We start from the raw sequence: 19646 nt of genomic DNA, 5'->3' as shown, positions 1-19646 counted from the left end.
TCTCCTCCTCCCAAGACGATAGGCCGGTGCAGGGGGGCTTTCAAGGCGCGGGACGCGGGCCTAATGTCGCGTCATGAGCCTTCCTGACCTCCTTGCCACCTTCCCCATCTCATCCGGCGATGCGATCGCGCTGGCCTGCCTCTTCGCCGCCTGGCTAGGCATCGGCTGGTTCACGGAACGTCCGCCCGCGGGGCGGCCTTCGGTGTCGGTCCTGATGACACGGTTCCGACGCGAGTGGATGCGCCAGTTCGTCGAACGGGATCCGCGCATCTTCGACGGCAACATCCTGGCCAGCCTGCGCGAGGGGACCGCCTTCTTCGCCAGCGCGTGCATGATCGCCACTGGCGGCCTTCTGGCGCTGATCGGCAACGGCGAGCGGCTGCGCAGCATCGCCAGCGGGTTAGAGCTGTCCCCCGCCGCCGACGCCGAGTGGGAGCTGCGGCTGCTGGTGACGATGTTCTTTGTCGTCAACGCCTTCCTGAAATTCGTCTGGGCGCACCGGCTGTTCGGATATTGCGCGGTGATGATGGCCTCGGTCCCCAACGACAAGGACCACCCCGACGCGATGGAGCGGGCGATGCAGGCGGCCGACCTGAACATCACCGCGGCGCGCAGCTTCAACGCGGGGTTGCGCAGCGTCTACTTCGCGCTCGGTTCGCTCGGCTGGCTGATGGGGTCCTGGACGCTGCTGATCGGCACCGCGATCGTGTTGTGGGTGACGTGGCGGCGGGAATTCGCCTCGACTTCGCGGCAGGTCATCCTGCGGTCGCTACCGCCGCCCCTGCTTTCCGATCGCGTCGCACCGCCAGCGCCAGCACCACGGCGCCCGCAGCCGTAAGCGCCACGCCGACCAGCCCCGGCGCCCGCCAGCCCCAGCCCGCCGCCAGCGCCATCCCGGCTAGGAACGGCCCCAAGGCATTGGCCGCATTGAAGGCCGCGTGGTTCATCGCCGCCGCCATGTTCTGCGCGGGGCCCGCCACGTCCATCAGCCGCGTCTGCAACGGGATGACCAGCCCTGCCCCCGCCGCGATCAGGAAGGACGACAGGACCATCAGCGGCCAGTTGCCCACGACCAGCGCCGCAAAGCCTTGCGTCGCGGCCATGGCCGCCAGCGACAGGAAGGCGGCGCGGTCGATGCCCACGATCTCGGTCACGCGGCCGGCGCCCCAGGTGCCAAGCGTGCCGCCGACGCCGAAGACCGCCAGTGTCAGCGGGATGACCCATCCCGGCGCATCGGTGGTGGCCAAGATCCCGGCCGTCAGGAACGCATAGACGGCGAACAGCCCGCCGAAGCCGATGGCCCCCACGGCCAGCACCCACAGCACGCGCGGGTTCTTCAGGGCGTGAAGCTCGTCCCAGGGGCGGGCGTCGGGGTTGCCGCCGACGCGCGGCGCGACCTTCAGGATCAGCCAGGCCGATGCCAGCGCCAGCAGACCCGGCAAGGCGAAACCCCACCGCCAGCCGATGCTCTGCCCCATCCAGCCGGCCAGGGGAACACCCACGATGTTCGCAACCGTCAGTCCCAACAGCACCCGCGCCGCACCGCGCGCCCGCTGCCCCGCCGGCAACGCATCGGCGGCATAGAGCATCGAAACTCCCAGGAATCCCCCATGCGGCAGGCCCGCCAGGAACCGCATCCCAGTCAGCGATGACAACCCCGGCATCACCGCTGCAGCCAGGTTCACAACACCATAGAACGCCATCAGCGCCGCCAGGTAACGCCGCCGCGGCAGCCTAGCCCCCAGCATCGACGTCAGCGGCGCGCCGACGACCACCCCAAGCGCATAGGCGCTGATGACATGCCCGGCCTGCGGCTCGGTCAGAGACAGGTCGGCGGCGAAATAGGGCAGCAGGCCCATCGCCGCGAATTCCGATGTGCCGATGGCGAAGGCGCCAAGCGCCAGCGCCAGGATCGCGGCGCGAAGATCGGGGGTCTGGGTCATGATCGCTCCTGCGTGGCTGTTAGCCCTCACACCAGCTTGCGGATACTTTGGCAAGGCCCGCGACCGGGTGTCAGGGTTGCAGCCCGTGCAAGCCGGTCACAGGAGACCGCGCTGAACCGCGATCCAGACGCCGATCGCCGCGAGCACGATCAGCCCGAAAGCGACCGAGGCCGCGAAGCTGACCGCCCGCCCCTGCCAGCGGGCAATCTCTCCCAGTGGCTGCAGATGCGCCAGAAGGGCGGCGTGGTCGCGGGCCAGTTCGGCGACCGGCAACTGCCGCGCGACGCGGGGCTGGGCGGCCCGCAGGTCGGCCTGCGCCAGACGCGCGGCGCGACGACGCAGCCGCGGCGGCAAGGCCCCCCCCCGGCGCCGCAGCATGACGTGCAGCGGCGGACGCTCTCCGCGCCGGGCACCGCCGAAGCGCGACGCGATCAGCGCGGCGATCTGGTCGGCCATGCGCGGAATGTCCTCGAAAGTGGGAACAGTACGGGTCATGGCCGCAGGTTAGACGGGATGGAACACCGGCGCCAGACACCGTAAGCTGCGCGCATGAAGCTTCATCATGTCATGTCCGGCCCGCAGCAGGGCCTGCCCGTCCTTCTGGTCCACGGCTTGTTTGGTCAGGGCCGCAATCTTGGCGCACAGGCGCGCAGGCTGGCGGAGACGCGGCCCGTCGTCACCGTCGACCTGCGCAACCACGGCGAAAGCCCGCATGACGCCGACGCCACCTATGCGGCGCTGGCGGGCGATCTGGCCGGACTGATCGACGATCTGGGCGGGCGGGTCGACCTGGTCGGTCACTCGATGGGTGGCAAGGCGGCGATGGTGCTGGCACTGACGCAGCCGTCGCTGGTGCGGCGCCTGGTGGTCATGGACATCGCGCCGCTGGCCTATGGCCACGACCAGACGACCCATATCGACGCGATAGAGTCGCTGGACCTGACCGGCATCACGCGGCGCAGCGAGGCTGACCGGGCGCTTGCAATGCGCGTCGAGGATCGAGGCGTCCGCGCCTTCCTGCTGCAGAGCCTCGATTTGAAGTCCAGCCCGCCGGTCTGGCGGCTGAACCTGGCCGCCTTGCGACAGCAGATGCCGCAGATCGTAGGGTGGCCCGGCGATTTGCCGCGCGGCAGCTTCACCGGCAAGACGATGGCACTGCGCGGCTCCAGCTCGGACTACGTGGGCGAGGCAGGAGAGGCCGCGCTGCGCGAATTCTTCCCGCAGGTCCGCATTGTCACGCTGAAGGGCGCCGGCCATTGGTTGCATGCCGACGCCCCCGAAGCCGTGGCCGAGACCTTGGCGCCCTTTCTGGGCGACGGCCGGGACCCGGCCTGACGGACTGGCATCCATCAGCCGCAGCGCAGGTTCACACGCGCCACGGCCGAGTTCGATCCGCCCACCGCACGAAAGCTGTGGGCGATGGGGGTGCAGCCCGTCGCCTGTTCGGCGGCTCGCACCATCCGGTCAGGAATCGCCGCCAGTTCCGCCCGCGGCAGGGTGTCCAGGCGAATCACCTCGGCTTCGTTGCCGCGGCGGAAGACGGCGAAGCGGGTTCCGCCGACGACGACATCCTGGCGCGGCACTGACAGGAAACCCGGCGACGGTGTCGCGCAGGCGCTTGTCAGCGCCAAGGCCAAAAGTGAGATCATCCGCATCATACTCAGAGGATGAGGCCGAAAGCTTAACGAACGGTTACTTCTGCTGTTCTTCCAGCCGGTCGGCCAAGGACTCGGCGCGCGCGGCCAATTCGGCCATGGCCTCGCGCAGGTCCGAAGGGATCACCGGCACCTCGACCCGCGGCGGGTTCTGCTGCAGGCGGTTCACGTGCCGTTCGGCCTTCTCGGCACGCTCCTCGAGCGTGGCATAGCGGTCGGCCAGCATCAGCCCTGCCAGCAGCAGCAGCCGAGGCTCCGGCACCCGGCCCGCCTGTTCGAGGATCTGGCGCGCTTCGTCGTCCAGAATCTGAGCGGCGCGCTGCAGCAGCCGCTCTTCGCCGTCCTGGGCGCCGACGCGGTATTCCTTGTGTCCGATGGTGAATTCGACCTCGGCCATGTCAGACCCCCTTGTCTGCGACAGCGGGCACCGCGGCCTGATCTTGGGCCAGCAGACGCTCCAGCTCGGCCATGATTTCGCTCATCTGCGCCATCTCGGCCTCTCGGGCGGCGCGCAAAGCGCCAATCTCGGCCTCCAGCGCCTCGCGACGCTCATCCTCGCCGACGCCGCCGGTCTCTTCGGCGTCGATCAGGTTGCGGTTGGCGGCCATCAGATCCTCGTTGGCGGCCGAAAGGCGCGCCGATTGCTCGGTGGCGGTTTCCAGCCGTGCCTGCAGATCGGAAAGCTGGGACATGTCCGCGGCGGGCTGACCCTCGGACAGCTGCCGTTCAAGATCGGCGTTGCGGCCTTCAGCCTCGGCCAGACGGCGGGTCAGGTCGGCCAGCGCATCGGGATCGCCGCCGCCCCGCTTCTGCCCAGCCTCGAGCAGCTGGTCCAGACGGTCAAGCGCCGCGCTGAGCCGGCGTTCGCTGGCGGTGATATCGCTCATCGGCGTCGGTCCTTCGATAGCGTTTCAGGGGTTTTCGCACCCCCGCTGCGATATGACAAGGACGGCCGGCCGATGCCGCCCGTCCCGTGGTCGTTGTCCTGCGTTCAGGCAAGTTCCCGCCGCTCGGCCATCAGCCCCTGCACCAGCGCGTAGCAGGCGCCCAGCAGCACGATGGTGAACGGGAAACCGGTTGACACCGCCATCGCCTGCAGCGCGACAAGACCGCCGCCCAGCAGCAGTGCAATGGCGATCAGCCCCTCGGCGCTGACCCAGAAGATCCGCTGCGGGACGGGCGCATTGATCTTGCCACCGGCCGCGATGGTATCGATGACCAGCGACCCCGAGTCCGACGAGGTCACGAAGAACACGATGACCAGCGTGATGCCCACGAAGCTGGTGATGGCCGACAAGGGCAGTTGGCCCAGCATCGCGAACAATTCCAGCTCCAGCGGGGCCTCGGTGATGCCCGAGAAGCCGCCGACGGTGATGTCGATGGCCGTCCCGCCAAGCGCCGTCATCCACAGGACCGAGATCAGCGACGGCACGATCAGCACCGCGATCAGGAACTGTCGCACCGTCCGGCCGCGCGACACGCGGGCGATGAACATGCCGACGAAGGGCGACCAGCTGATCCACCACGCCCAGTAGAAGGCCGTCCAGCCGTGGCGGAAGTTGTCATCAGTCCGCCCGAACGGGTTCGACAGCGGGATGAGATCCGCGGCATAGGTGCCAAGGTTTGTGAAGAAGCCAGACAGGATCGTCAGGGTCGGGCCGACGAAGATCACGAAGACCAGCAGAAGCACCGCCAGAATCATGTTCAGCTCGGAGAGCCGCTTGACGCCCTTCTCGACCCCCAGCACGACCGAGGCGCCCGCGACGCAGGTGATCAGGACGATCAGCACGACCTTGGTCAGGCTGCCGTCCGATATGCCGAACAGGTAGGCCAGACCACCAGTCGCCTGCTCGGCACCCAGGCCAAGCGACGTTGCAAGCCCGAAGATGGTCGCCAGAACCGCAAGGATGTCGATGACGTGGCCAGGCCAGCCCCAGATGCGTTCGCCGAAGATCGGGTAGAAGACCGACCGCAGCGTCAGGGGCAGCCCCTTGTTATAGGCGAAAAGCCCTAGTGCCAGCGCCACCACGGCATAGATCGCCCAGGGGTGCAGGCCCCAGTGGAAGATCGTCGCCGCCATGGCCAGGTTGCGTGCCGCCTCGGCATCGCCGCCAGCGCCGTCGAGCGGCGCCCAGTCGGTGCGCAGACCGCCCTCAAGCACCTGACCGCTCAGCGCAGCCTCGAAATGGCCCAGAGGCTCGCTGACACCATAGAACATCAGGCCGATACCCATGCCTGCCGCAAACAGCATCGCGAACCAGCCGGTCAGGCCGAAATCGGGCGTGGCATCGGGACCGCCAAGGCGGACCGAACCCAGCGGCGACACGATCAGCGCCAGGCACAGCAGGACGAAGACATTGCCTGCCAGCATGAAGAACCAGTCGAGGTTCGACGTCAGCCCGTCACGCAGCCCCGAGAAGATCGGCTCGACCTGCGTGGGAAACAGCAGCGTGATCACCGTGAAAAGGGCGACCGCACCTGCCGAGATACCGAAGACGGGGTTGTGGATGTCGAAGGCGAAGGGGGCCGTACCTTCGATGTTGTCCTGCCCGATCGTATAGTCGGTCTCGATGATCTGGGTCGGACCCTCGGGTTCGGGCAGAGGTTCAACGGCAGGGTCGATTTCCGGCACCGGTTTGGGTTCAGGCTCTGGCTGCGGTGCGGTCTTTTTTGTCCTGCCGGGGAAACGGCCGCGAAGGGCCTCCTCCTCGCGTTCTTCCTGCGGCGTGCGCCGGCCGCCCTTGCCTGTGGGGGTGTTCGTGGGTGTCTTTGACATCGGTGCCTTTCGATCGGAATTGAAATTCGGCTTCGTTCTGCGGACCCTGCGAGCCGCGCGAATATCGTCGGCGACATCACGCTATCTCACAATTCATCAAAGAACGCCACAACCGCGGATTCGGCGCCGCAGCGTTCCGCCTTGACTTCTGCGATATCCCGGATGAAGCATCCGCGCGTTTTGCCCGTTGAAAGAGGCTTTCATGGGAAAGGTGAGTCGCAGCTTCGTCGTCATCGGCCTCGGCGCGTTCGGCAGCGTCGTCGCGTCCGAGCTTGCGCGTTTCGGCAATCAGGTGCTCGGGATCGACAAGGACCCGCGTCGGGTGTCGATGCTGGCCGACCAGCTGCCGTCGGTGGCCATCCTTGACGCGTCGGACGAAGGGGCGCTGCGCGAGGCGGGCGTCGACCGCTATGACGTGGGGCTGGTGTCGATCGGCAACGATCTGGAAAACAGCGTCATCGCCGCGATGAACCTGCGCCTGATCGGCGTCGGCACGATCTGGGCCAAGGCCGAGAGCCGTACCCATCACCGTATCCTGTCCAAGATCGGCGCAGACCGCGTGATCCTGCCGGGGCTGGAGATGGGGCGCCACGCCGCGCAGATGCTGAACAACCCGGCCGTGCAGGACTATGTCGCACTTGGAAACGGGTTTTCCGTCGTGAACCTGATGATCCCGCAGCGGCTGTCGGGCCGCAAGCTGTCGGACCTGCATGTCGGCGACGGCGTCGAGGTTCTGGGCATGATGCGCGGGACCGAGTTCCGCCAGACCCGCGACGACGACCCGGTGCTGCAGACGAACGACCGCCTGCTGCTGTTGGGCAAGCGGGTGGACCTGACCCGCTTCGGCGACCAGCTGTGACCCGGACGCCCAGGGGCCGGCAGCGGCCCGGCCTGCTGGGGTTGCGCCGGGCGCTGGCCCGCTGGCTGTCCCGGACGCCGCCGCCTGCCGTCCTGGCATCGGGCTATCTGGCGCTGGTCGTGCTGGGGGCGGTCCTGCTGCTGCTGCCGCCGATGACGCGCCAGCCGATCACGCTGATGGACGCACTGTTCACCTCGACCTCGGCGGTGACGGTGACCGGGCTGGCGGTGATCGACACGGAACTGGTGCTGACCTTCTGGGGGCAGCTGGTCGTGGCGGTGCTGATCCAGTTGGGCGGCCTTGGCCTGATGACCATCGCGGTCCTGGTCTGGTCGGCGCTCGGCCTGCCGGTCGGCATCACCCAGGGCACCTACCTGCGCGAGGACCTGAATCAGACGTCATACGTACGCCTGACGCGACTGGTCTGGACGATCTTCCGCGTGGTCATCGTGGCCGAGATCGCGGGCGCCATGCTGCTGTGCCTGTCCTTCATGCCGAACCACGGACTGGCGCAGGGGCTGTGGCATGCCGTCTTCCATTCAGTGTCGGCCTTCAACAACGCGGGCTTCTCGACGTTTTCTCCGGGGTTGACCGGCTATGCGCTGGACCCCATCGTGAACGTGGTGATCCCCGCGCTGTTCATCGTCGGAGGCATCGGCTATGTCGTCGTCTCGGACATGTGGACGCGCGTGTTCTGGCGGGGGTGGAGCCTGCACACCCGCCTGATGATCATCGGAACGGCGGTGCTGATCGTGCTGGGCGTCGGCCTGACCGCCGCGCTGGAGTGGTCAAATCCGCGCACCCTGGGCCAATACGACAGCTGGGTCGCGCGGATGACCGTCGCCTGGTTCCAGGGCGTCACCACGCGGACCGCCGGCTTCAACAGCACGGACATCGGCGGGCTGCACGATTCGACCTCGCTTCTCTACATGGCGCTGATGATCATCGGCGGCGGCCCGACATCGACGGCGGGCGGTCTGAAGGTGACGACCATCGTGGTGATGGTCCTGGCGACGATCGCCTTCCTGCGCCGCCGGACCGAAATCTGGGCCTTCGGCCGTTCGATCGCGCTTGGCGACGTGCTGAAGGCCATGGCACTGATTTCAATCGCATCTGCGGTGATCTTCACAGCGGTCTTCCTCATGGCGCTGAGCCATGACGGCGAATTCATCGACATTGCGTTCGAGGTGTCATCGGCCTTCGGCACCACGGGCCTCTCGCGCGGCTACACGGCCGAGCTGTCGGATTTCGGCCGCATCGTCATCATGGTGGTGATGTTCCTTGGCCGCGTCGGCCCGCTGACGCTAGGGTTCTTCCTGGCCACGCGGATGATGCCTCGCGTGCGCTATCCCGCAGGTCAGGTGCATCTTGGCTGATCGCGCCCGTCGGCCTATAAGGCCCGCGAACACGAAGGACACCCCATGCGCCAGGCCACGATCACCCGCAACACCTCGGAAACGCAGGTTCAGGTCACGCTGAACCTGGACGGCACCGGGGTCTATGACAACCAGACCGGCGTGGGCTTTTTCGACCACATGCTGGACCAGCTGTCGCGGCATTCGCTGATCGACATCACCATCCGCGCCGAGGGCGACCTGCATATCGACGACCACCACACGGTCGAGGATACCGGCATCGCCATCGGCCAGGCGCTGGTGCAGGCGCTTGGCGACAAGAAGGGCATCCGCCGCTATGGCAGCTTCCTGCTGGCGATGGACGATTCGCTGGTCCGTGCGGCGCTGGACCTGTCGGCGCGGCCCTATCTGGTCTGGAACGTCGACTTCCCGTCATCGTCCATCGGCACCTTCGACACCGAACTGGTGCGCGAATTCTTCCAAGCGCTGTCGACGCATGGCGGCATCACCCTGCACATCGACCGCATCCACGGGCTGAACAGCCACCATATCGCCGAGGCCGCCTTCAAGGCCGTCGCCCGCGCTCTGCGCGAAGCGGTCGAGCCCGACCCGCGCATGGCGGGTGTCCTGCCCTCCACCAAGGGGGCGTTGTGATGCGGGTCGCCCTGGTCGATTACGACAGCGGAAACCTGCATTCGGCGGAAAAGGCGTTCCAGCTGATGGGCCGCGACGTGGGCGCCGAGGTCGTCGTCACGTCGGACCCCGATCTGGCCGCCCGCGCCGATCGGATCGTCCTGCCGGGCGACGGCGCGTTTCCCGCCTGCCGCACTGCGCTCGGCCAAGTGGACGGCATGGCCGAGGCGATCCAGGATGCCGTGATCAACCGAGGCGTGCCCTTCATGGGCATCTGCGTCGGTATGCAAATGCTGGCCACCACCGGCCACGAATACCGACAGACCCCCGGCCTCGACTGGATTGGAGGAGAGGTTCAGGCTATCGCCGCGCCCGGCCTCAAGGTGCCGCACATGGGCTGGAACGACCTGGTGATCGACACCCCACACCCCGTGCTCGAAGGTATCTCGACGGGCGATCACGCCTATTTCGTGCACAGTTGGCAGTTCCGGGTGGCCGATCCCGAGCATCTGCTGGCGCATGTGGATTACGGCGGGTCCGTCACGGCCGTGGTGGGTCGCGACAATATCATCGGCACGCAGTTCCACCCCGAGAAATCCCAAGCGGTCGGCCTTCGCCTGATCACGAACTTTCTGCGCTGGCATCCCTGATTTTTGTTTCCGAAGGCTCTTGAGAGGTGGACCGGCCCTCACAGGTGGCTTGGCCCCTACCCTCCGACATGATGCCTCGGCTCTGCCACACGCTGAACCACTGGACCGCCGATCCTGGCCCTTGGAATGATCCCGCCCAGTGTGCCAGTGGCAAAAGGTGACGCACCAGCGTGAAGTCGCTTGCGCGGAAAGCCTCCCACCACAGCCGCATCACCTGCACCAAAGATTGACACCACCGTCCGGTCGCACGATGCCAGTTCGCCGTCAGATGAACCAGCACACGGTCGTTGCAATTGTCACGAGCACTGCTTTGGTGGCAGCCATCGCCTTCGTCTCGATCCGGGACAGGCCCACCTAATCACAAGGGCAAGTCGCTCTGGACGCTGCGCGGCGGATCAGGTTCTGTCGTCGCAAAGACGAAGGAGAACGACATGGACGATCTGGAGCGCCGCATCGCGCAGGCACGGGGCGACGAGCCCGCCGATCTTGTCCTGCGCGGCGGGCGGGTCTTCGACCTGGTGACCGGCGCAATGACCCGCGGCGACGTCGCCATCTGCGGCGACCGGATCGCAGGCATCGGCGACTACGACGGCCGGCAGGTGATCGACGTCGCAGGCCTGACACTGGTGCCGGGCTTCATCGACACGCACCTGCATGTCGAAAGCAGCCTCGTCACGCCCTTCGAATTCGATCGCTGCGTCACGCCCCGCGGCGTCACCACAGCCATCTGCGACCCGCACGAGATCGCGAACGTGATTGGACTGGAGGGCATCCGCTATTTCCAGCAGGCATCCGAACACCTGCTGATGGACCTGCGCGTGCAGCTGTCGTCCTGCGTGCCCTCGACCGAGATGGAGACCTCGGGCGCACGGATCGAGGTCCATGACCTGGCGCAGGTGATGGGTCATCCTTCGGCCATCGGCCTGGCCGAGTTCATGAACTATCCCGGCGTCATCCACCGCGACCCGGCCGCCATGGCCAAGCTGCGCCTGTTTGCAGGCGGCCATATCGACGGCCACTGCCCACAGCTGACAGCACTCGATTTGAACGCCTATGTCGCCGCCGGCATCCGCACGGAACACGAGGCCACCACCGCCGAGGAAGCATTGGAGAAGCTGCGCAAGGGCATGCGCGTCCTGATCCGGGAAGGTTCGGTCAGCAAGGACATGGACGCGCTGCAGCCGGTGCTGACCGACATCACCAGCGCCTACATGTGCCTGTGCACCGACGACAGGAACCCTTTGGACATCGGTGAACACGGGCACCTGGACTACATGATCCGCCGGCTGATCGCCCTCGGCACTTCACCCCTGGCCGCTTATCGCGCCGCCAGCCTGTCGGCGGCCGAGGCGTTCGGGCTGAAAGATCGGGGCCTGATCTCGCCGGGGCTGCGCGCCGACATCGTGGCGCTGGACAGCCTGGACAGCTGCCGCGCCCAGCTGGTGCTGACCCGCGGGCGCATTGTCGACGACGCCGCCTTCGCGTCGCGCAGCCATGTCGAGCCGGTGGGCCGCGCCTCGGTCAAGGCGCCCGCCCTGACGCCGCAGCATTTCCGCTGTTCGGGCAATCGGACGGAAACACCGGTCATCGGCATCCTGGAAGGCAAGATCATCACCGAACACCTGACGGTCGACATCGCCCCGCAGGACGGCGACAAGCGCCCCGACCCGGCCCGCGACCTGACGCGCATCGCAGTGATCGAACGCCACGGCCGGAACGGCAACATCGCCACCGGCTTCGTGCGCGGCTTCGGGCTGACGTCGGGGGCCATCGCCTCGACCGTCTGCCACGACCACCACAACATCGCCGCGGTCGGCATGGACTATGACGACATGGCCCTGGCCGCCAACCGCCTGTCGCAGATCGAAGGCGGCTTCGTCGTCGCCCAGAACGGCCGCATCATCGCCGAACTGCCCCTGCCGGTCGCCGGCCTCATGAGCCTCGATCCGTTCGAAAAGGTGCGCGACCGGCTGTCAGACCTGCGCCGGGCCGCGCGCAGTCTTGGCACCACCCTGGAAGAGCCGTTCCTGCAGCTGGCATTCCTGGCGCTGCCGGTGATCCCCGCGCTGAAGATCACCGACTGCGGCATGGTCGACGTCGCCCGGTTCGAGATCATTCCGTAAGGGCCGCTCAGCGCCCCTGCCGCGCCAGATCCACCGCCGTGATCGCCCGCGAGATCGCGTCAGCGATGCTCAGGTCGCTGGTGTCCAGAACCACCGCGTCATCCGCGGGTCGCAGCGGCGCCGTCGCCCGCTGGCTGTCGCGTTGGTCCCGCTCGCGTAGTTCGACCAGCATCTGCGCCGGATCGGCCCCCAGCTCGGCGGCCCTCCGCGCCGCCCGCACCTCGTCCGAGGCGACGACATAGAGCTTCACTTCGGCGTCCGGGCAGATCACGGTGCCGATGTCGCGTCCATCCAGAACTGCGCCGGGGTCCTGCGCAGCAAAGCGGTGCTGAAAGGCAACCAGCGCCGCCCGGACCTCGGGGATGGCGGCTATGCGGCTGGCGGCCTGCCCGGCCTCGGCACTGCGCAAATCGGGCCGCGCCAGATCCGCGGGCGTCAGGCCCCGCGCGGCAGCGACCGGATCGCCGCCCTTGGCGCCGGTCGCGCGATAGAGAAGCCCGGTATCCAGGTGATGAAAGCCGAAATGCTGGGACAGTGCGCGGGCGATGGTGCCCTTGCCAGATGCCGCCGGTCCGTCGATGGCGATGATGAAGGGCATGTCAGACGATGAAGACCTGTGTTTGGTGCGTGGTCATGCACCCTTCGCACAGGGCGGCACCACAGGTCCAGCGCCCTGCCCGCCGGGCCTCCACTGTACGGAGATGCCAAACCTTGTAGCGGAGCCATGATAAAGGCATATGGCTTTAAAGGGCGAGATCGTGCGGCCAGCGAGGCAAGTTTGGGGCAAGCGGCTGATCGATCCACTAAACGTGTGTGCGATTTGCACTTGGCAAACTTCGCCCCGCACGGTCCAATACGATTTTGACGACCGCATTTGAGCATTTTGCATTTATGTTGACACGTTGCATCGAGCGCCTTCTGGACGCACGTAATACACAAGAAATCCGAAAGATCTTCATCGAGGCGGTGAATGATCTCGGCTTCGACTACGCATTCTATGCGGCCTATTTCATGCTGACCGTGCCGCGCGCCCTTGTCCGAGAGCGTCCGGTGATCCTGACGAACCTGCCTGATGCGCTGGTGGATGATGCACGCCAGCTTGGTCCCTTTGAGCGGGACGGCTGGGTGCAATGGGTGCTGGATCACGACGGCGACATCTCGGGGGATGAGCTGATGCGGCTGGGGGGATCGCCCTCGCTGGAACTGGCGGCCAGTCGGGGGTTCGGCGCCACGCATATCCTCAGCCTGCGAGACAAGGTTCTGCACAGTGCCGGTGGGGTCGTCCTGATGGCCGGGCAAGGCATGGATCGCGATCACGTCGGCAGCCTTTGGAATCGCACCGGCCGCGAGTTGCGGGTGCTGTGCTGGGTGATGCACATGCGGATGGCGACGATGCACCGCAAGCCCAGCTCGGCCACGCTGACCGCCCGACAACGCGAGGTTCTGGGCTGGCGTTCGGCCGGCAAGACGGTCAGCGAAGTGGCGACGATCCTTGGGATCACGCCGGCGACGGTCGAAAAGCACATGCGCCTGGCAAGAGAGGCTTTGGGGGTCGAAACGACGCCTCAGGCGGTTCTCAAGGCGCATGTCACGAACCAGCTGTTCCAGCCGGGCGCTCCGGGCCTGCCGCTGGCGCGGCGCGCGCCGGACCTGGAGGGGTAAGGGTTTCCCCCGTTTCCTCGGCCGCGCAATTGACGTCAGATTGAGCAGTTCCGTGAGTGGTGACACGCAAGTGTCAGGAACAGGCGGCGTGCGACCTTGTTGCCTTGGCTGCACGCCGCCACCGGCTCATGTCCCGCTTGCATCCTGTGGACTACCTGCAGTTAGCACTTGTAAGACCAGCCATTTCCACCCCTTGGCATGGCCGTTGAGCATGTGCAGCACGGTCAGCAGTGCTGGTACCTGTGCGTATCGCTGGCTTGGTGCGGCGGCACTGTTGCAGTCGCTGTCGGCGAATTAGATTCCCGGAACGTCGCCGTGTGGTTGAACATGGGGAAGCTCGCATCATCACGGAATGCCGCTGCCAGACAATTGGTCCTTGTGTCGATCCCCATTCGTACAAGAACAAACAGCATCGCTCTGCTGGCCGAGAAGCAAAATGCCGGCCCAAGGGGCCGGCATCTGCAAGATCGGAGTCGAAAGGAAATCAGGCGCCGCTGAGGGTCTTGGCAACCTCGGCTGCGAAATCCTCTTCCTTCTTCTCGATACCTTCGCCGACGGCGACGCGGGCAAAGCCGGTGACGGTCGCGCCCTGTTCCTTGGCGGCCTCGGCCACGGTGAGGTCCGGGTTGATGACGAACTTCTGGCCGGTCAGGGTGACCTCCTCGAAGAACTTCTTCATGCGGCCTTCGATCATCTTCTCGATGACGGCCTCGGGCTTGCCCGATTCACGCGCCTGCTCGGTCAGGACCTGCTTTTCGCGCTCGACCAGCGCCGGGTCGAGGTCGGCCTCGCCAAGCGAGGCGGGCGAGGTCGCGGCGATATGCATGGCGATCTGGCGGCCGATCTCCTCGTTGCCGCCTTCCAGGCCGACCAGCACGCCGATCTTGCCCATGCCTTCTGCAGCGGCGTTGTGGACATAGTGCACGACGGTCGGCGCGGTGACGACGACCATGCGGCGCAGAGTCATGTTCTCGCCGATCTTGGCGATGGCGTCGGTCAGCACTTCGGACACGGCCTTGCCGTCGACCTGCTCGTTCTTCAGCGCCTCGATGTCGTCGACGTTCAGCGCAGCCTGGGCGATCTTGCGGACCATGGCCTGGAACTCTTCGTTCTTGCCCACGAAGTCGGTTTCCGAGTTCACCTCGACCGCGACGCCCTTGCCGGCCTTCACAGCCACGGCAACCAGACCCTCGGCAGCCACACGGCCGGATTTCTTGGCGGCTTTCGCAAGGCCCTTGGTGCGCAGCCAGTCGACCGCCGCTTCCATGTCACCGTCGGTTTCGGTCAGGGCCTTTTTGGCGTCCATCATGCCTGCGCCGGTCGTTTCGCGCAGTTCCTTCACCATCGCTGCGGTGATTGCCATATCCGTCTCCTCTGTGTTCAACACGTCAGGCGGGGCATATCCCCGCCTGACGACAATTCGATGAATCTGCGATCCGTGGAGGGATCAGGCCTCGGCCGGCGCGTCCTCGGCGGCTTCGTCCAGCATCTCCTCGGGCGCGTCCGACAGCGAACCCAGGTCAACGCCGGCGGCGCCCATCTGTGCCGACATGCCGTCCAGCGCGGCGCGGCTGGCCAGGTCGCAATAGAGCGCGATGGCGCGGGCGGCGTCATCGTTGCCCGGAATGATGTAGTCCACGCCTTCGGGCGAGCAGTTCGTGTCGACCACGGCGACGACCGGAATGCCCAGCTTCTTGGCTTCCAGGATGGCCAGGTCTTCCTTGTTCACGTCGATGACGAACAGCAGGTCCGGCAGGCCGCCCATGTCGCGGATGCCGCCAAGCGAAGCCTGCAGTTTCGCCTGCTCGCGCTCAAGCTGAAGACGCTCTTTCTTGGTGAGGCCCTCGGCGCCGCCGGCCATCGTCTCGTCGATCGCCTTCAGGCGGTTGATCGACTGGCTGACGGTCTTCCAGTTGGTCAGCGTGCCGCCCAGCCAGCGGTGGTTCATGTAGAACTGGGCCGACTTTTCGGCGGCTTCGGCGATGGCCTTCTGGGCCTGCCGCTTGGTGCCGACGAACAGCACGCGGCCGCCCTTGGCGACGGTGTCGCGAACGACCTGCAGGGCCGCGTCCAGCATCGGGACGGTCTGCGTCAGGTCGAGGATGTGGATGCCATTGCGATCGCCATAGATGAACTCGCCCATGCGGGGGTTCCAGCGCTGCGTCTGGTGGCCGTAGTGGACGCCAGCTTCAAGAAGCTGACGCAGCGAGAAGTCGGGAAGCGCCATAACGTGTTCCTTTCCGGTTTGCGCCTTGGCAGGGGATCTCAGGGCGAATGCCCCAACCGGTGGACGTCTTGCGGATGTCTCCCGCAAGGGCCCGCCCCTGCCTGTGAAGTGTGCGCGCCATAGCCTCGAACGCGCCCCGGCGCAAGCGGATTCGTGGTGATAGCGATAGCGGGGGGCATTGCTTTCCCTTGCATCGCTTGCGGCTTTGGGGTCAGGTCGGGGCGAATTTTCCTGACCGAAGGTGCGCCATGACCCCGCAGATCCAGTCCCAGCAGACGAAAGCCCTGTGCCAGCTGGCCCCCGTCATCCCGGTCATCGTCATCAAGGACGCGGGCGCCGCCGCGGACCTGGCGCGTGCGCTGGTGTCTGGCGGGTTGCCGGTGCTGGAGGTGACGTTGCGCTCGGACGCGGCGCTGGACGCCATCCGCGCCATGAGCGGGATTGAGGGCGGCCATGTCGGCGCAGGGACCGTCCTGACGCCGGACGACGCGAAACGCGCCAAGGATGCCGGGGCCAAGTTCGCGGTCTCTCCGGGCCTGACCGATCGCCTGATCGCCGCCTGTGAGGAGATTGAGCTGCCTCTGCTGCCGGGCGCCGTGACGGCCTCCGAGGTGATGCGCGCCGCCGATGCCGGTTTCGACATGCTGAAGTTCTTTCCGGCCGAGGCTGTCGGCGGCGCACCGGCGCTGAAGTCGCTGGCCGGTCCGCTGCCGAGGGTCAGCTTCTGCCCGACTGGCGGCGTGTCGGTTCAGAATGCCGCAAGCTATCTGTCGCTGCCGAACGTGATCTGCGTCGGCGGCAGCTGGATCGTGACGGACGCGGATGTCGCGGCCGGAAACTGGGCAACCATCGAGGACCGCGCCCGCACCGCCGCAGCCCTTCCCCGAGGCTAAGATCCGTGGACATGACCACGGACATCGCGTCGGACCTGCCGCGTGCGCGGCGGAACGTGGTCATCCTCGTGCTGGCGCAGGCGATCCTGGGCGCGCAGATGTCGGTGATCTTCATCGTGGGCGGGCTGGCCGGGCGCATCCTGTCGCCGCATCCCTGCTTGGTGACGCTGCCGCTGTCGATGATCATCCTCGGCTCGACCCTATCGGCCCGGCCGCTGGCCAGGTTCATGCAGCAGCGCGGGCGGCAGGCGGGCTTCCTTTTGGCCGTGGCGGCAGGCGCCCTTGGCGCGGCCATCGCGGCCACGGGGCTGTGGCAGGGGTCTTTCGGCCTTTTCATGGCAGGGTCGGCGCTGACGGGCGTCTACATGTCGGCACAAGGCTTCTATCGCTTCGCCGCGACCGACATGGCACCCGCGGATTATGCTCCTCGGGCGATTAGCTGGGTCATGGCGGGGGGGCTGGCCGCCGCGATCATCGGCCCGTCGATCGTCCGTCTCACCAGCGACATGACGGCGGTGCCGTTTCTGGCGACATACCTGGCCGTGATCGCGCTGAACCTTGCTGGGCCGTTCCTGTTCGCCTTCCTGGACATCCCGCGGCCGCCAGCACCCATGCCGGGCGCGGCCACGGGGCGGCCGATGGGACAGATCCTGCGGACACCCCCGATCCTGGTCGCGATGATCTGCGGGATGGTGTCCTATGCGCTGATGAACCTGGTGATGACCTCGACCCCGCTGGCGGTCGTGGGCTGCGGATACGAGACCCGGGATGCGGCCAACATCGTCAGCGCGCATGTGCTGGCCATGTTCGCGCCAAGCTTTTTCACCGGGCACCTGATCGCGCGCTTTGGAGCCCCGGCGATCGTCGGGTTGGGGCTGACCATCCTGGGCGCGGCGGGGGCGGTGGCGCTGTCGGGGGTCGAGCTGGAGCAGTTCTTCCTGGCCCTGGTGCTGCTGGGACTGGGCTGGAACTTCGGCTTCATCGGCGCGACCGCCATGCTGGCCCGCGCCCACGCCCCAGAAGAAAGAGGCCGCGTCCAGGGCATGAACGACTTCGTCGTCTTTGGCGGTGTATTCCTGGCATCGCTGTCGTCGGGGGGGCTGATGAACTGTTCCGGCGGGTCGGTGCAGGCCGGGTGGAGCGCCGTGAACCTGGCGATGCTGCCCTTCCTGGTCCTGGCTGGCGGAGCGCTGATCTGGTTGGTGATGCGACCGAAACCGGCCTGAGAGCCGTGGCGGCCGGGGGCTTCACGCCCCCGGACCCCCGTGGGACATCTGGTGACCAATGCAGGTCAGAGGAGGGTTTTCTGATCCGACGGTGGCGATCTGCGGCGCTTGGGCTTCTCGGACCCTTCGGGGCGCACGGCGACACGCCTGCTGCCGGCGAACTGAAGCTCCAGCCGCGGCATTTCGGCGGCGGCGTCAGGTGAGGTCACGACGCTGTCGCCCGATCCGCGCACGATGACGAAGCCGCGCTGCAGCGTCTCCTCGGGTCCGAGCGACTGGCGCATCCGATCCAGGCGGACGAGCGCGTCGCGGCGCTGCGTCTGGCCTCGGTGCAGGGCGGCATCAAGACGTTGAGCCAGGTCCGTCAGTCGCGCCTGCTGCTGGTCGATGGTGCGGCGCGTGGTGGCACCGACCCGGCGGAGCGAACTTTCCAGCCGTTCCTGCAGATGCGCAAGGCGATCTTTCGGCCGTTCCAGGCGGCGGCTGCGGGCCGTGTCCAGCCGCGAAGCCATGCGGTCCAGCCTGTGTGACTTGGCTTGCGTGAACTGCCGCAGGGTGGCCGCGGGGACCGGCCGCGCGTCCAGCCGGTGCCGCCGGTTGCGCACCAGTTGGCGCAACGTAGGTTCCAGACGGGCGCCCTGCAGGTCCAGCCGCTGGCGCGCACCATCGGTCAGCGCAGCGGGGCGGCCCATCGCGCGGGCGAGGTCGCGCAGCCGTTGGCGCGGACGCTGGATCGCCTGCGCGTTGCTGCGCGCCATCCGCGCGCCCAGGTCGGCCAGGCGGGCAGTCAGGTCGGCCCGCACCGGGACGGCCATCTCGGCCGCGGCGGTGGGTGTCGGCGCACGGCGGTCAGAGGCGAAATCGATCAGCGTCGTGTCGGTCTCGTGCCCGACGGCCGAGATCAAGGGAATGGAGCTGTCGGCGGCTGCGCGGACGACGACCTCCTCGTTGAAGCCCCACAAGTCTTCCAGGCTGCCACCGCCGCGGGCGACGATGATCAGGTCTGGGCGCGGGATGGGCCCGTCCTGCGGCAGCTGGTTGAAGCCGCGGATGGCGGCACTGACCTGCGGCGCGCAGGCCTCGCCTTGAACGACCACGGGCCAGATCAGCACACGGGTCGGAAAGCGGTCGCGAAGCCGGTGCAGGATGTCGCGGATCACCGCCCCCGAAGGTGAGGTCACGACGCCGATCACGCGCGGAAGAAAGGGCAGCGGGCGCTTGCGGCCTTCGTCAAATAGCCCCTCGGCTGCCAGCGCCTTGCGGCGTTTTTCCAGCATCGCCATCAGCGCGCCGGCACCCGCCGGCTCGATCTGGTCCACGATCATCTGGTACTTGGACTGGCCCGGAAAGGTCGTCAGGCGTCCGGTGGCGATGACCTCCATCCCCTCCTCGGGGCGCTGCGCAAGCCGTGCCGCCTGCCCTTTCCACGTAACGGCGGCCAGGCAGGCGCGGTCGTCCTTGAGGTCGAAGTAGAGATGCCCCGATCCCGGCCGCGACACGCGTCCGACCTCGGCCCGAACGCGGACGCGGCCGAACTGGTCCTCGATGCTGCGCTTCACCGCGCCGGACAATTCCGAGACGGTGAATTCGTGGGCGTTGCTGCCCGGCTGCGGGTCGTCTTCCAGAAGGTCCATGCGGCTTGTT

The 19646-nt window shown here is 67.0% G+C and carries 20 protein-coding genes; 10 read left to right on the top strand and 10 right to left on the bottom strand.

Annotated elements, in window-relative coordinates; all coding sequences use genetic code 11:
* Positions 1 to 73 precede the first annotated feature (73 nt).
* A complete protein-coding gene (locus OC184_RS05625; protein WP_265506206.1) occupies positions 74 to 838 on the top strand; it encodes a DUF599 domain-containing protein in 765 nt (254 codons plus the stop codon).
* On the opposite strand, the gene OC184_RS05620 is transcribed toward OC184_RS05625, so the two are convergent.
* Positions 756 to 1943, bottom strand: coding sequence for an MFS transporter (locus OC184_RS05620; protein WP_265506205.1), 1188 nt, complete (start codon positions 1941 to 1943; stop codon positions 756 to 758). The two genes, OC184_RS05625 and OC184_RS05620, sit on opposite strands and share 83 nt — an antisense overlap.
* Before the next feature lie 96 nt (positions 1944 to 2039).
* Positions 2040 to 2438, bottom strand: coding sequence for a hypothetical protein (locus OC184_RS05615; RefSeq protein ID WP_265506204.1), 399 nt, complete (start codon positions 2436 to 2438; stop codon positions 2040 to 2042).
* A 54-nt stretch (positions 2439 to 2492) separates the two neighbouring features.
* On the opposite strand from OC184_RS05615, the gene OC184_RS05610 reads away from it, so the two are divergent.
* The gene (locus OC184_RS05610) at positions 2493 to 3278 is read left to right on the top strand and encodes an alpha/beta fold hydrolase (protein ID WP_265506203.1); all 786 of its coding nucleotides are present in this window, start codon (positions 2493 to 2495) and stop codon (positions 3276 to 3278) included.
* Positions 3279 to 3292: 14 nt separating this feature from the next.
* On the opposite strand, the gene OC184_RS05605 is transcribed toward OC184_RS05610, so the two are convergent.
* The 4 genes from OC184_RS05605 to OC184_RS05590 form a co-directional block, all read right to left on the bottom strand.
* The gene (locus tag OC184_RS05605) at positions 3293 to 3592 is read right to left on the bottom strand and encodes a hypothetical protein (protein WP_265506202.1); all 300 of its coding nucleotides are present in this window, start codon (positions 3590 to 3592) and stop codon (positions 3293 to 3295) included.
* 43 nt (positions 3593 to 3635) lie between these two features.
* Complete coding sequence (locus OC184_RS05600) at positions 3636 to 3995, bottom strand: cell division protein ZapA (RefSeq protein ID WP_265506201.1); 360 nt, start codon at positions 3993 to 3995, stop codon at positions 3636 to 3638.
* Between the two features lies 1 nt (position 3996).
* Positions 3997 to 4485 carry a hypothetical protein gene (locus tag OC184_RS05595; protein ID WP_265506200.1) on the bottom strand — a complete coding sequence of 163 codons (489 nt, stop codon included), beginning with the start codon at positions 4483 to 4485 and terminating at the stop codon, positions 3997 to 3999.
* A gap of 104 nt (positions 4486 to 4589) precedes the next feature.
* Positions 4590 to 6374, bottom strand: coding sequence for a BCCT family transporter (locus OC184_RS05590; protein WP_265506199.1), 1785 nt, complete (start codon positions 6372 to 6374; stop codon positions 4590 to 4592).
* 202 nt (positions 6375 to 6576) lie between these two features.
* Between OC184_RS05590 and OC184_RS05585 the strand changes: the two genes are divergently transcribed.
* The 5 genes from OC184_RS05585 (at position 6577) to ade (ending at position 11994) form a co-directional block, all read left to right on the top strand.
* The gene (locus OC184_RS05585) at positions 6577 to 7233 is read left to right on the top strand and encodes a potassium channel family protein (RefSeq protein WP_265506198.1); all 657 of its coding nucleotides are present in this window, start codon (positions 6577 to 6579) and stop codon (positions 7231 to 7233) included.
* A gap of 41 nt (positions 7234 to 7274) precedes the next feature.
* Complete coding sequence (locus OC184_RS05580; RefSeq protein ID WP_378926131.1) at positions 7275 to 8609, top strand: TrkH family potassium uptake protein; 1335 nt, start codon at positions 7275 to 7277, stop codon at positions 8607 to 8609.
* 45 nt (positions 8610 to 8654) lie between these two features.
* Positions 8655 to 9242, top strand: coding sequence for an imidazoleglycerol-phosphate dehydratase HisB (hisB, locus tag OC184_RS05575; protein ID WP_265506197.1), 588 nt, complete (start codon positions 8655 to 8657; stop codon positions 9240 to 9242).
* Complete coding sequence (hisH, locus tag OC184_RS05570; RefSeq protein WP_265506196.1) at positions 9242 to 9871, top strand: imidazole glycerol phosphate synthase subunit HisH; 630 nt, start codon at positions 9242 to 9244, stop codon at positions 9869 to 9871. The genes hisB and hisH overlap by 1 nt, the downstream gene beginning before the upstream one ends.
* Positions 9872 to 10302: 431 nt before the next feature.
* A complete protein-coding gene (ade, locus tag OC184_RS05565; RefSeq protein WP_265506195.1) occupies positions 10303 to 11994 on the top strand; it encodes an adenine deaminase in 1692 nt (563 codons plus the stop codon).
* Positions 11995 to 12001: 7 nt separating this feature from the next.
* Here ade and OC184_RS05560 read toward each other — a convergent pair whose 3' ends face one another.
* Positions 12002 to 12592, bottom strand: coding sequence for a (d)CMP kinase (locus OC184_RS05560; RefSeq protein ID WP_265506194.1), 591 nt, complete (start codon positions 12590 to 12592; stop codon positions 12002 to 12004).
* A gap of 293 nt (positions 12593 to 12885) precedes the next feature.
* Here OC184_RS05560 and OC184_RS05555 point away from each other — a divergent pair, with 293 nt between their 5' ends.
* Positions 12886 to 13656, top strand: a complete 771-nt coding sequence (locus OC184_RS05555; protein ID WP_265506193.1) for a helix-turn-helix transcriptional regulator — start codon at positions 12886 to 12888, stop codon at positions 13654 to 13656.
* 484 nt (positions 13657 to 14140) lie between these two features.
* Here the strand turns inward: OC184_RS05555 and tsf are convergent, their stop codons facing one another.
* Positions 14141 to 15019, bottom strand: coding sequence for a translation elongation factor Ts (gene tsf / locus OC184_RS05550; protein WP_265506192.1), 879 nt, complete (start codon positions 15017 to 15019; stop codon positions 14141 to 14143).
* Between the two features lie 84 nt (positions 15020 to 15103).
* Positions 15104 to 15883 (bottom strand): 30S ribosomal protein S2, encoded by a 780-nt coding sequence (gene rpsB, locus OC184_RS05545; protein ID WP_265506191.1) that lies wholly within the window; start codon positions 15881 to 15883, stop codon positions 15104 to 15106.
* 248 nt (positions 15884 to 16131) lie between these two features.
* Between rpsB and eda the strand changes: the two genes are divergently transcribed.
* Both eda and OC184_RS05535 read left to right on the top strand, forming a co-directional pair.
* The gene (eda, locus tag OC184_RS05540; RefSeq protein ID WP_265506190.1) at positions 16132 to 16776 is read left to right on the top strand and encodes a bifunctional 4-hydroxy-2-oxoglutarate aldolase/2-dehydro-3-deoxy-phosphogluconate aldolase; all 645 of its coding nucleotides are present in this window, start codon (positions 16132 to 16134) and stop codon (positions 16774 to 16776) included.
* Positions 16777 to 16787: 11 nt separating this feature from the next.
* Positions 16788 to 18002 (top strand): MFS transporter, encoded by a 1215-nt coding sequence (locus tag OC184_RS05535; protein ID WP_265506189.1) that lies wholly within the window; start codon positions 16788 to 16790, stop codon positions 18000 to 18002.
* 65 nt (positions 18003 to 18067) lie between these two features.
* Here the strand turns inward: OC184_RS05535 and xseA are convergent, their stop codons facing one another.
* On the bottom strand, positions 18068 to 19636 hold the full coding sequence (xseA, locus tag OC184_RS05530) for an exodeoxyribonuclease VII large subunit (protein ID WP_265506188.1): 1569 nt from the start codon (positions 19634 to 19636) through the stop codon (positions 18068 to 18070).
* Positions 19637 to 19646: the final 10 nt, after the last annotated feature.

Origin of the sequence: Paracoccus rhizosphaerae, from assembly GCF_026162645.1 — a bacterium.
Taxonomy (GTDB): Bacteria; Pseudomonadota; Alphaproteobacteria; order Rhodobacterales; family Rhodobacteraceae; genus Paracoccus; species Paracoccus rhizosphaerae.
Note: the sequence above shows the minus strand (reverse complement) of the source record. Positions and strands in the feature narration are given on the sequence as shown.

Bases quoted from the DNA above. Each gene is read 5' to 3' on its own strand.
- OC184_RS05625 (WP_265506206.1), top strand. From the start codon at position 74: ATGAGCCTTCCTGACCTCCTTGCCACCTTCCCCATCTCATCCGGCGAT.
- OC184_RS05620 (WP_265506205.1), bottom strand. From the start codon at position 1,943: ATGACCCAGACCCCCGATCTTCGCGCCGCGATCCTGGCGCTGGCGCTT.
- OC184_RS05615 (WP_265506204.1), bottom strand. From the start codon at position 2,438: ATGACCCGTACTGTTCCCACTTTCGAGGACATTCCGCGCATGGCCGAC.
- OC184_RS05610 (WP_265506203.1), top strand. From the start codon at position 2,493: ATGAAGCTTCATCATGTCATGTCCGGCCCGCAGCAGGGCCTGCCCGTC.
- OC184_RS05605 (WP_265506202.1), bottom strand. From the start codon at position 3,592: ATGATCTCACTTTTGGCCTTGGCGCTGACAAGCGCCTGCGCGACACCG.
- OC184_RS05600 (WP_265506201.1), bottom strand. From the start codon at position 3,995: ATGGCCGAGGTCGAATTCACCATCGGACACAAGGAATACCGCGTCGGC.
- OC184_RS05595 (WP_265506200.1), bottom strand. From the start codon at position 4,485: ATGAGCGATATCACCGCCAGCGAACGCCGGCTCAGCGCGGCGCTTGAC.
- OC184_RS05590 (WP_265506199.1), bottom strand. From the start codon at position 6,374: ATGTCAAAGACACCCACGAACACCCCCACAGGCAAGGGCGGCCGGCGC.
- OC184_RS05585 (WP_265506198.1), top strand. From the start codon at position 6,577: ATGGGAAAGGTGAGTCGCAGCTTCGTCGTCATCGGCCTCGGCGCGTTC.
- hisB (WP_265506197.1), top strand. From the start codon at position 8,655: ATGCGCCAGGCCACGATCACCCGCAACACCTCGGAAACGCAGGTTCAG.
- hisH (WP_265506196.1), top strand. From the start codon at position 9,242: ATGCGGGTCGCCCTGGTCGATTACGACAGCGGAAACCTGCATTCGGCG.
- ade (WP_265506195.1), top strand. From the start codon at position 10,303: ATGGACGATCTGGAGCGCCGCATCGCGCAGGCACGGGGCGACGAGCCC.
- OC184_RS05560 (WP_265506194.1), bottom strand. From the start codon at position 12,592: ATGCCCTTCATCATCGCCATCGACGGACCGGCGGCATCTGGCAAGGGC.
- OC184_RS05555 (WP_265506193.1), top strand. From the start codon at position 12,886: ATGTTGACACGTTGCATCGAGCGCCTTCTGGACGCACGTAATACACAA.
- tsf (WP_265506192.1), bottom strand. From the start codon at position 15,019: ATGGCAATCACCGCAGCGATGGTGAAGGAACTGCGCGAAACGACCGGC.
- rpsB (WP_265506191.1), bottom strand. From the start codon at position 15,883: ATGGCGCTTCCCGACTTCTCGCTGCGTCAGCTTCTTGAAGCTGGCGTC.
- eda (WP_265506190.1), top strand. From the start codon at position 16,132: ATGACCCCGCAGATCCAGTCCCAGCAGACGAAAGCCCTGTGCCAGCTG.
- OC184_RS05535 (WP_265506189.1), top strand. From the start codon at position 16,788: ATGACCACGGACATCGCGTCGGACCTGCCGCGTGCGCGGCGGAACGTG.
- xseA (WP_265506188.1), bottom strand. From the start codon at position 19,636: ATGGACCTTCTGGAAGACGACCCGCAGCCGGGCAGCAACGCCCACGAA.